The sequence below is a fragment of the Acidisoma sp. C75 genome (genome assembly GCF_054665095.1).
Window position 1 is genome coordinate 36,852 of record NZ_BAAFHD010000004.1, and the last position, 13,891, is coordinate 50,742.

Below are 13,891 nucleotides of genomic sequence, written 5' to 3' on the forward strand. Positions count from 1 at the left end.
AAGAACCCGCAGAAATTTGGCAAAGATACATAAAAAAACTGAGGTCTAAGTTTTGTTATGAGAAGATGTTGTCGGGATATCTGTTTGTGCCTTGGTTCAATACTATGAGTTAAGGGGAAAACCCTTGTGAGCCGCTCTGCGCGCCGCCGCCAAGTGGGCGCGGCAGGGTCTGGCCTGCCGGCCGCTGTGCCGGCCAGAGCCAAGAGGATTTATTCGTAATTGTGTCGTGCGGAGTAGCTTGCGCGGCGGCGTTTCGGCTAGAAGGGCAAAGCCTTCTCGGGCTCGGTCCGATGGGGGTGATTTCCTTAATCCGGAGTAGCCCGAGGGTCGGTCGCCCGCCGTCCGGGGCAAGCTTCGGCCCGGCGAGGCCAGACGGAGCGAGATGCAGATACCGAGTGCCGCTGGGGCCACGCCCTCCATGGCCCAATGGTTCGCCATGAAGGCGGATCACCCCCACGCCTTGCTGTTTTTTCGCATGGGGGATTTCTACGAGCTGTTTTTCGCCGATGCCGAGGCGGCGTCCGCTGCCCTCGATATCGCGCTCACCGCCCGGGGGGAGCATAACGGCCAGCCGATCCCGATGTGCGGCGTTCCGGTCCATGCACGGGATGCCTATCTCGCCCGCCTCATCCGCCGCGGCTTCCGGGTCGCTCTCGCCGAGCAGATGGAAGACCCCAAGGCGCGGTCCGGCAAGGGGCCGCTCAAGCGCGCCGTCACCCGGATCGTCACCCCGGGAACGCTCACCGAAGAGGCTCTGCTGGAGGCCGCGCAGCCCAATCTTCTATTATGCCTCTGCGCCGAGCCGGCGCCCCGCGGCCGGGCCTTAAGCGGTGGTGGGCGGATCGGCGCCGCCTGGCTCGATATCTCGACCGGGCAGTTCGAAACCGCCGAGATCGGCTTGGGCGAGCTGCCGGGCCTCATCGGCCGGCTCGATCCGGCGGAGGTTCTGGCCGATGCGGCGCTCGCCCTCGGCCCCTTCGAGGACCGCCGCGCCGCCGATGGCCCGCCTGGCTGGCCGAAGCCCGAGGATGCGCGGGCACGCCTGGCCGAGGTCTTCGGCGTCGCCAGCATTGATGCGTTCGGCACCTTCGCGGATCTCGAAGCGCAGGCCGCCGCCGCCGCGCTCGATTACCTGCGCCTCACCCAGGCCGGCAAGCTGCCGCATCTGGCGCGGCCGCAGCCGCAGGGCGAGCGCTGCGTGCTCGCCATGGACGCGGCGACCCGCGCGAGCCTCGATATCAGTGAGAGCCGCCAGGGCGGCCGGGGCGAGCATACGCTGCTCGCCGCCATCCGGCGGACCTTGACGCCGGGTGGCGCGCGGCTGCTCGCCGGTTGGCTGCATGCGCCGCTGACCGATCGGGAGGCGATTCTCGCGCGGCAGGATGCCTGGACCTTCCTCACCGTCGAAGCCGATTGTGCCCAGGCGCTGCGCCAGGATCTGCGCGCGGTGCCCGATCTCGCCCGCGCCCTGGCTCGCGTGGCACTCGGGCAGGGGAGCCCGCGCGATCTCGCCGCCATCGGCGGCGCCTTGCGAACCGCCGCAAACCTCGGGGAGCGTCTGCCCGAGCATGCCCCCCGGCTGCTGCGGGAAGCGCGGCGGCAGGTCACCGCGCTGCCCGATCTCGCGGCCCTGCTCGGCCAGGCGCTGGCCGATCCGGCGCCTGCCCGGCTGGAAGATGGGCGGGCTATCGCCCCGGGCTTCGATGCGGCGCTCGATGCCGAACGGCGCCTGCGGGACGAGCAGCGCCAGATCCTCGCCGATCTCCAGGCGGCCTATGCCACGCGCTACGGCGTGCCCAATCTCAAGATCAAGCATCACGCGCAGTTCGGCTATCTCATCGAGGTGCCCGCCGCCGCGGCCGAGAAGCTGCGCGCCTATCCGGAGCTGATCCTGCGTCAGGGCCTCGCGGCCGGGGCGCGGTTCAGCGAGACCGAACTCTCCGAACTCGATCGCAAGATCGCCGCCGCGGCCGAACGTGCCGCCGCGCGGGAGCGGGCGGTCTTCGAGGAGCTGGTGGCGCAGGTCGTGGCCGCGCGTGGGGCGATTTCGGATTGCGCCGCGGCGCTCGCCCAGGTCGATGTCCTCCAGGCCGCCGCGCGGCTCGCCGAAAGCCCCGGCTGGTCTCGCCCGGAGGTCTCGGAGGATGAGGCCTTCCTCATCCGCGCCGGCCGGCATCCGGTGGTGGAGGCGGCGCTCGCCGGCCGGCGGGAAGCCTTCATGCCGAATGATTGCGACCTCTCGCCCCGCCAGCGGCTGATGCTGCTGACCGGCCCCAATATGGCCGGCAAATCGACCTTCCTGCGGCAGAACGCGCTCATCGTCATTCTCGCCCAGGCCGGGCTGCCGGTGCCCGCCGAGGAGGCGCGCATCGGCATCGTCGATCGGCTCTTCTCCCGCGTCGGCGCGTCGGACGATCTGGCGCGCGGCCGTTCGACCTTCATGGTCGAGATGACGGAGACGGCGGCGATCCTCCACCAGGGCGGCCCGCGCAGCCTCGTGGTGGTGGACGAGATCGGGCGCGGCACGGCGACGCTGGATGGCCTCGCCATCGCCTGGGCGGTGCTGGAGGCCCTGCATAATACAATCCGCTGCCGTGCGATCTTCGCCACGCATTTCCATGAATTGGCCCGATTGTCCGGCATAATGCCGCATCTTCAGCCCGCGACGATGCGGGTGAAGGATTGGAAGGGCAGCGTCATTTTCCTGCACGAGGTCGCACCAGGGTCGGCGGGGCGCAGCTGGGGCGTGCATGTGGCGGCACTGGCCGGCGTGCCGGCGCCGGTGGTTCGCCGTGCCGGCGCGCTGCTCGCCAGCCTCGAAAAAGCCGGTCCTCTGACCCACTCTGCTGAATTGCCCTTGTTCGCAGCCGCCAACGCGCCTCATGATGGCGGGCTGGCCGCCAGCGGGCCGCTGGCGGAGCCCGATGCGCTGCGCCAGGCCCTCGCGGATATCGATCCCGAAGGAATGACCGCCCGCGAGGCACTGGACTGCCTGTTTCGCCTCAAAGACCTCGCCTCTTTTGCTTCTGCCGCGGATTCTGACTCATCGTGACCCTTTCGCCTCAGACCCACTCTTCCAGCCTCGCCCTGACGGAAGCCCTGGCCGAGATCGCGGCGGCGTCCGATGGCGCGGTCCCGCGCGATCAGGCGCTCGCGGCCTTCCGGCGCCATCTCTCCCGCTTGCAGCACCAGTTGCAGAATTCCTTCGAGCGGGAAGACATGACCGGCCTTGCCGCCGCGGCGACGCTTGCGGCGCATATGGATGGCGTGGTCCAGGCGCTGATGGCCTATACCACCGGCACCGCGCGGCCGAACGCGCCGGACCGCATGGCGATCGTGGCGACGGGCGGCTTCGGCCGCGGCTTCCTCGCCCCCTTCAGCGATATCGACCTCTTGTTCCTCACCGAGGCGGACCCCTCCGAGGAGACGCTCGCCGCCGTCGAGTTCATGCTCTATTTCCTCTGGGATCTCGGGCTCAAGGTCGGCCATGCGACGCGCTCGATCGCCGAATGCCTGACGGAAGCGCGAGCGGATGCGACGGTGCGGACAACCTTGCTCGATGCCCGGTGCCTCGCCGGCGAGGAGCCGCTCTTTCGCGAATTCCGCGAGCGGTTCAAGGCCGAATGCGCCGCCGTGGGGGCGAGCGAATTCATCCGCCTCAAGCAGGCGGAGCGCGGGGCGCGCCACCGCCGTTATGGCGACAGCCCCTTCCTGGTGGAGCCGAACGTCAAGGAAGGGCGCGGCGCGCTGCGCGATCTGCACTATCTGCATTGGATCGCGGCCTATGTCTTCGACATTCAGGATATCGAGGAACTGCTGGCCAAGGATGGCCCCTACGGCCCCATGCTCACCCTGCGGGAGGCGCGCCATTTCCGCCGCGCCCTCGATTTCCTCTGGACCGTGCGCTTCCACCTGCACTACGTCGCCGGCCGCCCGGAAGAGCGGCTGACCTTCGACCTGCAGCCGATCGTCGGCGCCCGCATGGGCTATACCCGCCATGGCGTGCAGGATGGGGTGGAGCGCTTCATGCGCCACTACTTCCTCACCGCCCGCGATGTCGCCCGGCTGACCCATGTGCTGGAGCCCGAGATCGTGCGGGTGGCCCGTGGCTCCCCCGCCCTGGTGGCGCCGACCGATCGCGCCATGCTCGATGCCGGGCTGCACCTGGCCGATGGGCAACTGCTCTTCGCCGACCCCGATGCGCCGGCGAGGACGCCGATCGTGATGCTGCGGCTTCTGCAATTCGCGCGGGATCGGCATCTGCGCGTCCATCCGCTCGCGCTCCGCGCGATGATCCGCCACGAACGCATGACGATCCAGCTGCGGCGTGATCAGAAGGCGATGGGGATCTTCCTCGATCTGCTCTGCGGCAAGGATCACGAGACCGGCCGCTCCGATGGCGCGCGCTGGATGTCCCTCATGAACGAGACCGGGATCCTGAGCCGCCTCGTGCCGGATTGGGCGCGCATCGTCGGGCAGATGCAGTTCGACACCTACCACGTCTTCACCGTGGACGAGCATACGATCGAGGCGCTGCGCGTCGTCGCCGCGCTGGAGCGGGGCGAGCTTGCCCAGGCCGCGCCCGTCGCCTCCTCCCTCGTCGATCACCTGCAATCGCGCCGCGCGCTCTATACCGCCGTCATGCTGCATGACATCGCCAAGGGCCGGGGCGGGGATCATTCGGTGCTCGGCGCGGAACTCGCGCTCACCATCTGCCCGTTGCTCGGCCTTTCGGCGGAGGAGACCGAGATGGTCTCCTGGCTGGTGCTGCATCACCTGCTGCTGAGCCAGACCGCCTTCAAGCGGGATATCGACGATCCCAAGACCATCCTCGATCTCGTCGATACCGTCCAATCCCCCGAGCGCCTCAAGCTGCTGCTGGTGCTGACGGTGGCGGATATGCGGGCGGTCTCGCCCAAGGTATGGAACGGCTGGAAGGCGACGCTGCTGCGCGAGCTTTACACCCGCGTCGCCGAAGTGCTGGCCGGCGGCCTCGCCACCACCGAGCGGGATGTGCGCGTCGCCCGCGCCAAGGAAGCGGCGGCGGAGCGTTTGAGCGACTGGACGGCCGAGGATATCGAGACCTTCCTCGCCCTCGGCTATCCCGCCTATTGGCTGAGCTTCGATCCGGCGACGCATGAGCGGCACGGCCGCATGATCCGCGATGCCGCTTCCCGCCAGGCGCCGCTCAGCGTGCAGCACGAGGTGCTGCATAACCGCGCGGTGACGGAGGTGACGGTCTATGCCGCGGACCATGCCGGCCTCTTCAGCCGCATCGCCGGCGCGCTGGCGATCGCCGGGGCCTCCATCGTCGATGCCCGCATCCATACGCTCACTAACGGCATGGCGCTCGATACCTTCTGGATTCAGGATGCCAATGGCGGCATCTTCGCCTCCCCCCAGCGCTTGGCCCGGCTCTCGGTGCTGATCGAGCAGGCGCTGTCCGGCAGCCTGCGCATGGAGAAGGAGATCAAGGGCCTCTCCGAGGCGCTGCTCGGCCAGCGCATGCGCGCGATCCACGTGCCGCCGCGCGTGGTGATCGACAATCACGCCTCCAACACCCATACCGTGGTCGAGGTGAACGGCCGGGACCGGCCGGGCCTCTTGCATGACGTGACGGCCGCGATCACCGACCAGGGGATGCAGATCGCCTCCGCCCATGTCAGCACCTACGGGGTGCGGGCGATCGACGTGTTCTACATCAAGGATGTTTTCGGCCTCAAAGTGCAGAACGAGCGCAAGCTCGAAAACCTTCGCCAGGCCATTCTGGAGGCGCTGGTGCGCAACGACCCCTCGGTGCCGGAGCAGGATCGCCCCGGCTCCCCGCGAGACCGGGTGAAGGTCGACGCTGCCTGAGGTCTTGCCTATATCCCTTGCATGAGCGGCGCGCCGGCAAGGCCGGTGGCGGCGAAGCGGCAGGGGAGGCTTCCGATGGTCGAGCGCGCGGTGGAACTGGTCTGGGACAGCCGGTGTGGCACGGGCGAAAGCCCGGTATGGGACGAGACGGCCGGCCAGCTTTACTTCTGCGATATTCCGAACGGGCGGCTGCATCGCTACACGCCGGAGAGCGGCGAGCGCGAGACCTGGCAATTGCCGGAAGTGCTCGGCAGCCTCGGCCTCTGCCGCTCCGGCCGGCTGCTGGTCTGCCAGAAGCAGAAGCTCATGTTCTTCGATCTGCGGTCGAGCCGGCTTGAGCCGCTGACGGCGATTTCCGAGCCTGAGACCAACCGGCTGAATGATGGCAAGGTGGGGCCGGATGGCTGCTTCTGGGTCGGCACTATCAATGAAGGGGCGGATGGCCTCGCCACCGGCAACCTCTACCGTATCACCCCGAAGGGCGAGGTGGAGGTGAAGGTCTCCGGGCTCAAGAACTCCAACGGCCTCGCCTGGAGCGCCGATGGCCGCACCATGTATCATAGCGATACGCGCGGGCCCTGGCTCGATGCCTGGGATTTCGATGCCGAGACCGGCGCCATCACCAACCGCCGGCGCTTGGCCGAGGTATCGAACGAGGAGGGGCGCCCGGATGGCGGGGCGATGGATGTGGAGGGCTTCTACTGGTCGGCGGGCTCCGGCGTCGGGGTGATCAACCGCTTCGCGCCGGATGGCCGGATCGTCGAGAAGATCGCCATGCCGGTGCCGAACATGACGATGCCCTGCTTCGTCGGCGAGACGCTCTATATCACGAGTGCGGTCGCGGCGACGCCTGAGAAGCGGGCGGCCTTCCCGCAGGGGGGCGGGCTGTTCCGGCTCGATGCCGGGCTGCGCGGGGTTCCGGTCGGCCGCTTCGCGGATTGAGGGGCAGGGCGCGCATTGCGGTCCTCACGCCAATGCGGCGGGATTGTGCCAGGCCTGCCCTAGATTGAACGCATCGAGTGCCTAGCTTGATGATCAAGAACTGGCGACGGGTCGGGGCGCAATCAAGCTGTTACAAACCCCGGCGATACTCGCGCCAAAAGGAGTATCAGAGATGAGGTTCCTCTCGCCTTCGCGTTTTGCTCGCGGTGTGGCGGTCATGGCTCTGGCGGCTGGCTTGGCCTCTCCCTTCGCTCTGGCCAGCTCTGCGCATGCGGATGGCTGGCGCGGCTGGCACGGTGATGGCTGGCATGGTGACGGCTGGCACGGTGGATGGCATGGCTACGAAGGCCCAGGCCCCGGTGTCGCCATTGCGAGCGGTCTCCTCGGCCTCGCCGTCGGCGCCGCGGTCGGGGGTGCGCTCGCGCCTCCCGTCTATGCCGCTCCGCCGCCGCCGGTCTATTACGCGCCGCCGCCCCCGCCGGTCTATTACGCGCCGCCTCCGCCGCCCGTCTATTACGCGCCGGCGCCGCCGCCTCCGGGCTACTACGTCCCGTAATCGCGGCGGTGTAGGGTGAGATAGACGCTATCCACCCACTCATCGCCGAGCCGGAAGGTCGCCTTGGCTTCGCTCGTTGGGCGAAAGCCGAGGCGGCCAAGCATGGCGAGCGAGCGGGCATTGCGCGGATCGACATCCGCGGTGATCGTGGTCGCACCGCGGGCGAAAGCCCGTCCGATCACCGCCCGCACTGCCTCAGACGCGAAGCCCCGCCCCCATTGGGCCCGATCCAGCAGGAAGCCGATCTCGCCGCCGCGCCATAGCCCCGCCTTGCCGATGAGCATGCCGGCGAGGGTGACGGCAAAATCATCTCCTCTGCCGTCCTCGACCGCCGCAATCGTCTCCGCCAGATAGGCTTCGGTCTCCGCGATCGTCCGGTGGGGCAGGCAGGACCAGTAGCGCATGGTCTCCGCATCGCTCATCAGGGCGAAGAGAGCAGGAGCATCCGTGAGTGTGAAGCGGCGGAGGGAGAGCCGCGCCGTCTCGATTCTCTCTGCCATGCGTCCTTCTCCCGAATAAAAAAAGGGCGCCCGGTCTGGGCGCCCTTTTTTCGTAGCCTCGTTCGGCCGGATATCAGCGCGAATAGAATTCGACGACGAGGTTCGGCTCCATCTGCACGGGGAAGGGAACGTCGGCGAGCTTCGGCGCCCGCAGATAGCGGCCCTTCATGGCGCGATGGTCCACCTCGATATATTCCGGCACATCGCGCTCGCCGCTCTGCGCGGCATCCAGAACGGCGGCCATCTGCTTGGACTTCTCGCGCACCTCGATCACGTCGTCATTGGCGACGAGGAAGGAGGCGATGTTCACCCGACGGCCGTTGACCAGCAGATGGCCGTGGGAGACGAGCTGGCGGGCGGCAAACGGCGTCACCGCGAGCTTCATGCGATAGACGACGGTATCGAGCCGGCGCTCCAGCAGCTCGATGAGGTTCTCGGAGGTATCGCCCTTGCGGCGCACCGCCTCCTCATAATACTTGCGGAACTGCTTCTCGCTTATATTGCCGTAGTAGCCCTTGAGCTTCTGCTTGGCCATCAGCTGCACGCCGTAATCGCTCGGCTTCTTGCGGCGCTGCCCATGCTGGCCCGGGCCGTAGTCGCGCTTGGCGACGGGGGATTTGGCGCGGCCCCAGAGATTGACGCCGAGGCGGCGGTTGATCTTGAACTTCGATTCCGTGCGCTTGGTCATGCGCAGCTCCTTCGACAATGGCGCCAGTAGTCCATCCCGGCTCCCGATGATCGCTGATCGAAAGGGAGCAGCGGCCGCCGCGCGGGGCGGGGCCGCCTTGGGTGGCGGGGCGGAGGGCGGAAGGCCGCTCCCCGTCCACATTCCCGGCAATGGGGGCGCCTCTTAGGCGGCGCCCGGCTTCCTGTCAAACCTTGGCTGCCATGCGCTGTGGCGGCGCTCAGGCTTCAGCCTTCCTCGGGCTTGGCGCGGTTGGAGGTCGCTCCCCCCCGCGCGGCGGACCAGGCGGCCGGCGCTTCCAGGAAGCGGTGCACCTCGGCCATCGCGGATTCGGGGAAATAGGGCCGCTCGCGGCAGGCTTCCAGCACGTCCCACCAGGTGGTGAGGTAATGCAGCGAGATGTCGTTCTCGGCCAGCGTCTCGATGCTGCCTTCGAAGACGCCGTAGAAGAACACCACGAAGGCATGATGGCAGAGCGCGCCGGCCTCCCGCAGGCTCTGGGTGAAGCGGATCTTGGATTGCCCGTCGGTCGTCAGATCCTCGACCAGCAGCGTCTCCTTACCCTCGGGCACATCGCCCTCGATCAAGGCATTGCGGCCGAAGCCCTTGGGCTTCTTGCGCACATAGGACATCGGCAGGCCCATGCGGTCGGCGATCCAGGCGGCATAGGGGATGCCCGCGGTCTCTCCGCCGGCGATCGCCTCGATCGTCTCGTAGCCGATATTGCGCTGGATTTTCTCCACCGCGAGCTGGCTGATCTTGGTGCGCGCCTGGGGGTAGAAGATGATGCGGCGGCAATCGATATAGACCGGGGATTTCCAGCCGGAGGTGAGGGTATAGGGCTCCTCGGGCCGGAAGTTGATGGCCTTGATCTCGAGCAGGATGCGCGCCGCCGTCATCGCCGCGTCGCGGTCCCAGTCGCTCGCATGCCCGGCCAGTTTGCGGGACAGTACCGTCATTCTACGCTCCACTTGCACCTCCGCCCGTTCTAGCGGCTTGGGCGTTTCCCGCAAGGACAGCCGCGTGGCTGCCCTGCCGCCGGGCGGCCCTGCCTTGATCGCCCCCCGCGCTGCCAGTAAAAGCGAGACTCACCTTGAGGCTTGGTGGTAAGCCTCGGGAAGCGGCAGTTCGCTGCCGATCAGGGTATGAGAAGGGGTCTGGATCAGGATGGGGCGCGATATCAGCACCATCGCTCGCCGCTGCGAGCGTGCTGTCGTTACCGCCTACCGTGAGCTGCGGGGCTGCGGAAACGGGGATATGGATTCCTTCCGCGCCTGTACTACGCTCTACCGCATCCATCATCCGGAGGCGTCGATCGACGAAGCGCGCCGGCTGGTGGCGGAATGGATCGATCATCATGTCGTGCGCGATGATGACGGCCCCACCCCCGGCTGCGCGTGTGATTGAGCCTTGAGCGTCGAAACCCGCGCCGATCTCTCTCGTTGGGCGGGCGTGGCGCGCCCGGAACCGGTGATGCTGGAGGGCCGCTATTGCCGGCTCGAACCGCTCGATGCCGAGCGGCATGGCGATGGCCTCTACGCCGCCGCGGTGGCCCCTGGCATGGAAGACCGCTTCCGCTACCTCTTCGAATCGCCGCCTGAAAGCAGGGAGGCCTATGCGCAGTCGCTGGCGCAGGCCAGCCGGTCGGAGGATCCGCTCGCCTTCGCGGTGGTCGATCAGCGAAGCGGCCGCGCCGAGGGCCGCCAGTCCTTCATGCGGATCGATCCGGCGCATGGCGTGATCGAAATCGGCAGCATCATGCGCGGCCCGGCCATCGCCCGCACGCCGATCTCCACCGAAGCCGTCTATCTCTTCGCCTGCCATGCCTTCGATACCCTCGGCTATCGGCGGTTCGAGTGGAAATGCAACAACCTCAACGAGCCTTCGAAGGTCGCCGCCCGCCGGCTCGGCTTCACCTATGAGGGGCTCTTTCGCCAGCACATGGTGGCCAAGGGGCGCAACCGGGATACCGCCTGGTTCGCCATGATCGATGCCGATTGGCCGGCGATCCGCGCGGGGTTAGATGCCTGGCTCGATCCCGGCAATTTCGCGGCCGACGGGCGGCAGAAGCGGAGCCTGGAGGCCTGCCGCGCGGCGCCACGGCCCGGCGGGGCATGAGGCGCGGGCCACTGGAACTGCACGGCCACCGCGGTGCGCGGGGCCTCTGGCCTGAGAATAGCTGGCCCGCCATCGAGGGCGCGCTCGCCCTCGGCGTCAGCTTCGTCGAGGTCGATATCGCCCTCACGCGGGATGGTGTGGCCGTGCTCAGCCATGATCCGATTCTCGACCCCGACCTTACCCGGGGCCCGGATGGCGGCTGGATCGCCCCGCCGGGCGATCTCATCCGAGACCTCACCGCCGCCGAGCTTGCCGCCTACGATATCGGTCGCATGCGCCCAGGCAGCGCCAATGCCGCGCTCTTCCCGCGCCAGGCGGGGGCAGACGGCATCCGCCTGCCGTCTCTCGCCGATGTGCTGGCGCAGGCGCCGGAGGCCCGCTTCGCGATCGAGCTGAAAACCTTCCCCGACCATCCGGGCTGGACGGTGCCGCCGGACGAGATGGCCGATGCGGTGCTCGCCGTCGTCGAGGAGGCGGAGGCTTTCGCGCGGTGCCGCTTCATCTCCTTCGATTGGCGGGCGCTCCGCCATCTCGCCAAGCGCCGGCCGGAGCTGAGCCTCGGCTTCCTCACCGATGGCGAGACCTTGGCCGCCGCCCGCCTCTGGTGGGGGGGAATGGCGCCGGTCGATTTCGGCGGATCGGTGCCGCGCACCGTGGCGGCGGCCGGAGGGCGGATCTGGGGCCCTGATCATACGACGCTGACGCTGGCCGAGATCGCCGAGGCGGAAGCCCTCGGCCTGCTCATCAATCCTTGGACGGTCAACGACCCGGCGGATATCGCGCGGCTGATCGATTGGGGCGTCGGCGCCCTCACCACCGATTACCCGGACATCGCGCGGGCGGTCATGGCGGGCAAGGGCATCGGCTGCGCCTGAGGCGCGGTCCTCATCGAAGCGGCGAGCCGGCGCGACGGCGTGACGATCCTGCGACCATGCGGCATCGCGGTGCCTGATTAGCGTTTCGTTCAGACCGTTCACCTAAGGTTTGCCGCGTCATCACAGTTAGGTGAGCGCAATGCGATTTCGGTTGAAGACCGTTTCCGGCAAACTCGTGCTTGCCGCGGGTCTGGCGATGACGGTGTTGATCGCAAGCTACTCGGCTTATTCGGGCTGGGCTGCCAGCAAGCGGGCCAGCCACGAGGTCATGCAACTGGCCGAGCAGAAGGCCGCGACCGTCGCCGGGCGCGTGTCGGTGGAGATCAACACCGCCCTCTCGGCCGGCAACGGGCTTGCCGGCGCCCTCACCAACTACATCGTCCAAGGCGCGCGCTCGCAGGCGGATATCATCGCCTTCATCAAGGGCGTTCCGGGCCAGTACAAGGATGTTTATGGCGCCTGGATGTGTACGCTGCCGGATTACCCGGCCGCGCTGAAACTCTCCGGCACCGCCGGCCTGAACAAGGATGGCGTTTTCACCCCTTATTGGACGAAGGCGGAGGATGGCCACGTCGAATTCTCGACCTGGATCATCAATCCTGCGGAGCAATGGTACGCGGCGCCGGTGAAAACCGGTAAGGGCCTCATCACCGATCCCTATCGCTCGACCACGGGCAGCCTCATCACCTCCGTCTCGCTGCCGATGTGGGTGGATGGCAAGATGATCGGCCTCGCCGGTGTCGATATCAAGCTGAACGATCTGGCGGCGGCGCTTGGCACGATGCATCCCTTCGGCACCGGCCGCGTGATGCTCGTTTCCAGCGATCTCAAATGGCTCGCCAACCCCGATCAATCGCTTCTCCTCAAGGACTATGCCGATCCGGGGCTCGACGCGATCAAGGCTGCGATCGCAGATGGGCAGACGCATGTGATCGCCGACATTCCCGGCGGCTATACACGCATCGCCTATCCCGTCACCGTCCCAGGCATGAACAGCACCTGGGTCACGGTGCTGGACGTGCCGCAGGCGACCTTCACGGCGCCCGTCGTCGCGGCGGTGACCCAGACGGCGATCGGCGGCGTCCTCGAAATCCTCATCGCGCTCAGCATCCTCTATGCGCTCTCGACGATGATCGTGCGCCGCCCGCTGCAGGGCGTGATGGGGTCGGTGCGGATCATGGCGGGCGGTGATTACGGCCACCCCGTCGTCGGGCTCGACAAGACGGACGAGTTCGGCCTGCTCGCGACCTCGCTGGAGACCTTCCGGCATGATCTGGCGCGGGGCCAGGCGTCCCACGTCGAGCAGGAGACGCTTCGCCTCGCCGTGGACAAGGAGCGGGAACGTCAGCAGGAGGCCGAGGCCGCCAAAGCGGAGGCCCTGCGCCTTTTCGTGGCCGAGGTGCGCAAGGGTTTCGACGCGCTGGCGGCGGGCGATCTCACCTTCGCCATGCGCGCGCCGCTCGCGCCCGAGTTCGAGCCGATCCGCGAGACCTTCAACCAATCGGTCGCCGCTCTGGGCGACGCGATGCGCAGCGTGGTCGAGGGTGTCGGGACAATCAATGCGGGGCTGAAGGAAATCTCCGTCGCCTCCAACGATCTCGCCCGGCGCACCGAGCAGCAGGCGGCCTCGCTGGAAGAGACGGTCGCGGCGCTCAGCGATGTGTCGGGGCGGGTAAATGAAACGGCCGACGGCGCCGGCCGGGCGCTGCAGGCGATCGATACCGCGCGCGGCAGCGCGACCGAGGGCGGCAAGATCGCCGAACGCACCATCGCCGCCATGACCGCCATCCGGGACTCGTCGGAGAAGGTCAGCAGCATCATCGCGGTGATCGACGAGATTGCCTTCCAGACCAATCTGCTCGCGCTCAATGCCGGGGTGGAGGCAGCCCGCGCCGGGGAGGCGGGGCGGGGCTTCGCCGTGGTCGCGACCGAGGTGCGGGCACTCGCCCAACGCTCGGCCCAAGCGGCGCGTGAGATCAAGGATCTTATCTCGACCTCCGGTCAGCAGGTCGAAACCGGCGTTGATCTCGTCAATCGCTCCGGCGCAGCCTTGAACCAGATCGTCGAGCAGGTCGTCGAGATGAGCGACACCATCAAGACGATCGCGCAATCGGCGCGCGAGCAGGCGCTCAGCCTCAAAGAAGTGACGGTCGCGGCGAACCAGATGGATCAGGTGACGCAGCAGAATGCCGCCATGGTCGAGGAGACAACGGCCGCCGCCGTCAACCTCACCGGGGAGACTGCCGAGCTTGCGGCTCTGATGAACCAGTTCCGCACGCGGGAGGGTGGTGCGCCCGAACAGCCGCGGGCGCGCCAGGCGGCCAGGGCCGCCGCTTAGCGTCTGGGGGGCGGCGATCGG

11 protein-coding genes are annotated in these 13,891 nt (G+C 67.7%); 8 read left to right on the forward strand and 3 right to left on the reverse strand.

Annotated elements, in window-relative coordinates; all coding sequences use genetic code 11:
- Positions 1–382: 382 nt before the first annotated feature.
- From mutS to ACYQ7X_RS06395, 4 genes are all read left to right on the forward strand, one after another.
- On the forward strand, positions 383–3,052 hold the full coding sequence (mutS, locus tag ACYQ7X_RS06380) for a DNA mismatch repair protein MutS (RefSeq protein WP_459696073.1): 2,670 nt from the start codon (positions 383–385) through the stop codon (positions 3,050–3,052).
- Positions 3,046–5,856 (forward strand): [protein-PII] uridylyltransferase, encoded by a 2,811-nt coding sequence (locus ACYQ7X_RS06385; protein ID WP_459696398.1) that lies wholly within the window; start codon positions 3,046–3,048, stop codon positions 5,854–5,856. The genes mutS and ACYQ7X_RS06385 overlap by 7 nt, the downstream gene beginning before the upstream one ends.
- 75 nt (positions 5,857–5,931) lie before the next feature.
- Positions 5,932–6,798 carry an SMP-30/gluconolactonase/LRE family protein gene (locus ACYQ7X_RS06390; RefSeq protein WP_459696074.1) on the forward strand — a complete coding sequence of 289 codons (867 nt, stop codon included), beginning with the start codon at positions 5,932–5,934 and terminating at the stop codon, positions 6,796–6,798.
- 217 nt (positions 6,799–7,015) lie between these two features.
- A complete protein-coding gene (locus ACYQ7X_RS06395) occupies positions 7,016–7,354 on the forward strand; it encodes a hypothetical protein (protein ID WP_459696075.1) in 339 nt (112 codons plus the stop codon).
- Here ACYQ7X_RS06395 and ACYQ7X_RS06400 read toward each other — a convergent pair.
- The 3 genes from ACYQ7X_RS06400 to ACYQ7X_RS06410 all read right to left on the reverse strand — a co-directional run bounded on the left by ACYQ7X_RS06400 (position 7,342) and on the right by ACYQ7X_RS06410 (position 9,498).
- Positions 7,342–7,854, reverse strand: a complete 513-nt coding sequence (locus ACYQ7X_RS06400; protein WP_459696076.1) for a GNAT family N-acetyltransferase — start codon at positions 7,852–7,854, stop codon at positions 7,342–7,344. The genes ACYQ7X_RS06395 and ACYQ7X_RS06400 overlap by 13 nt on opposite strands.
- A gap of 73 nt (positions 7,855–7,927) precedes the next feature.
- Entirely contained in the window at positions 7,928–8,542 is a 615-nt protein-coding gene (rpsD, locus tag ACYQ7X_RS06405; RefSeq protein ID WP_459696077.1) for a 30S ribosomal protein S4, read from the reverse strand.
- Between the two features lie 224 nt (positions 8,543–8,766).
- Positions 8,767–9,498 carry an orotate phosphoribosyltransferase gene (locus ACYQ7X_RS06410; RefSeq protein WP_459696078.1) on the reverse strand — a complete coding sequence of 244 codons (732 nt, stop codon included), beginning with the start codon at positions 9,496–9,498 and terminating at the stop codon, positions 8,767–8,769.
- Between the two features lie 208 nt (positions 9,499–9,706).
- Here ACYQ7X_RS06410 and ACYQ7X_RS06415 point away from each other — a divergent pair, with 208 nt between their 5' ends.
- The 4 genes from ACYQ7X_RS06415 (at position 9,707) to ACYQ7X_RS06430 (ending at position 13,870) form a co-directional block, all read left to right on the forward strand.
- Positions 9,707–9,946: a hypothetical protein gene (locus ACYQ7X_RS06415; RefSeq protein WP_459696079.1), complete on the forward strand. Its 240-nt coding sequence runs from the start codon at positions 9,707–9,709 to the stop codon at positions 9,944–9,946.
- 3 nt (positions 9,947–9,949) lie between these two features.
- Positions 9,950–10,657 carry a GNAT family N-acetyltransferase gene (locus ACYQ7X_RS06420; RefSeq protein ID WP_459696081.1) on the forward strand — a complete coding sequence of 236 codons (708 nt, stop codon included), beginning with the start codon at positions 9,950–9,952 and terminating at the stop codon, positions 10,655–10,657.
- On the forward strand, positions 10,654–11,532 hold the full coding sequence (locus tag ACYQ7X_RS06425) for a glycerophosphodiester phosphodiesterase family protein (protein WP_459696082.1): 879 nt from the start codon (positions 10,654–10,656) through the stop codon (positions 11,530–11,532). The genes ACYQ7X_RS06420 and ACYQ7X_RS06425 overlap by 4 nt, the downstream gene beginning before the upstream one ends.
- Positions 11,533–11,683: 151 nt before the next feature.
- On the forward strand, positions 11,684–13,870 hold the full coding sequence (locus ACYQ7X_RS06430; protein WP_459696084.1) for a methyl-accepting chemotaxis protein: 2,187 nt from the start codon (positions 11,684–11,686) through the stop codon (positions 13,868–13,870).
- Positions 13,871–13,891 lie beyond the last annotated feature (21 nt).

Coding starts and splice junctions, on each gene's coding strand:
- ACYQ7X_RS06390 (WP_459696074.1), top strand. CDS start 5,932: ATGGTCGAGCGCGCGGTGGAACTGGTCTGGGACAGCCGGTGTGGCACG.
- rpsD (WP_459696077.1), bottom strand. CDS start 8,542: ATGACCAAGCGCACGGAATCGAAGTTCAAGATCAACCGCCGCCTCGGC.
- ACYQ7X_RS06400 (WP_459696076.1), bottom strand. CDS start 7,854: ATGGCAGAGAGAATCGAGACGGCGCGGCTCTCCCTCCGCCGCTTCACA.
- ACYQ7X_RS06410 (WP_459696078.1), bottom strand. CDS start 9,498: ATGACGGTACTGTCCCGCAAACTGGCCGGGCATGCGAGCGACTGGGAC.
- ACYQ7X_RS06415 (WP_459696079.1), top strand. CDS start 9,707: ATGGGGCGCGATATCAGCACCATCGCTCGCCGCTGCGAGCGTGCTGTC.
- mutS (WP_459696073.1), top strand. CDS start 383: ATGCAGATACCGAGTGCCGCTGGGGCCACGCCCTCCATGGCCCAATGG.
- ACYQ7X_RS06395 (WP_459696075.1), top strand. CDS start 7,016: ATGGCTCTGGCGGCTGGCTTGGCCTCTCCCTTCGCTCTGGCCAGCTCT.
- ACYQ7X_RS06425 (WP_459696082.1), top strand. CDS start 10,654: ATGAGGCGCGGGCCACTGGAACTGCACGGCCACCGCGGTGCGCGGGGC.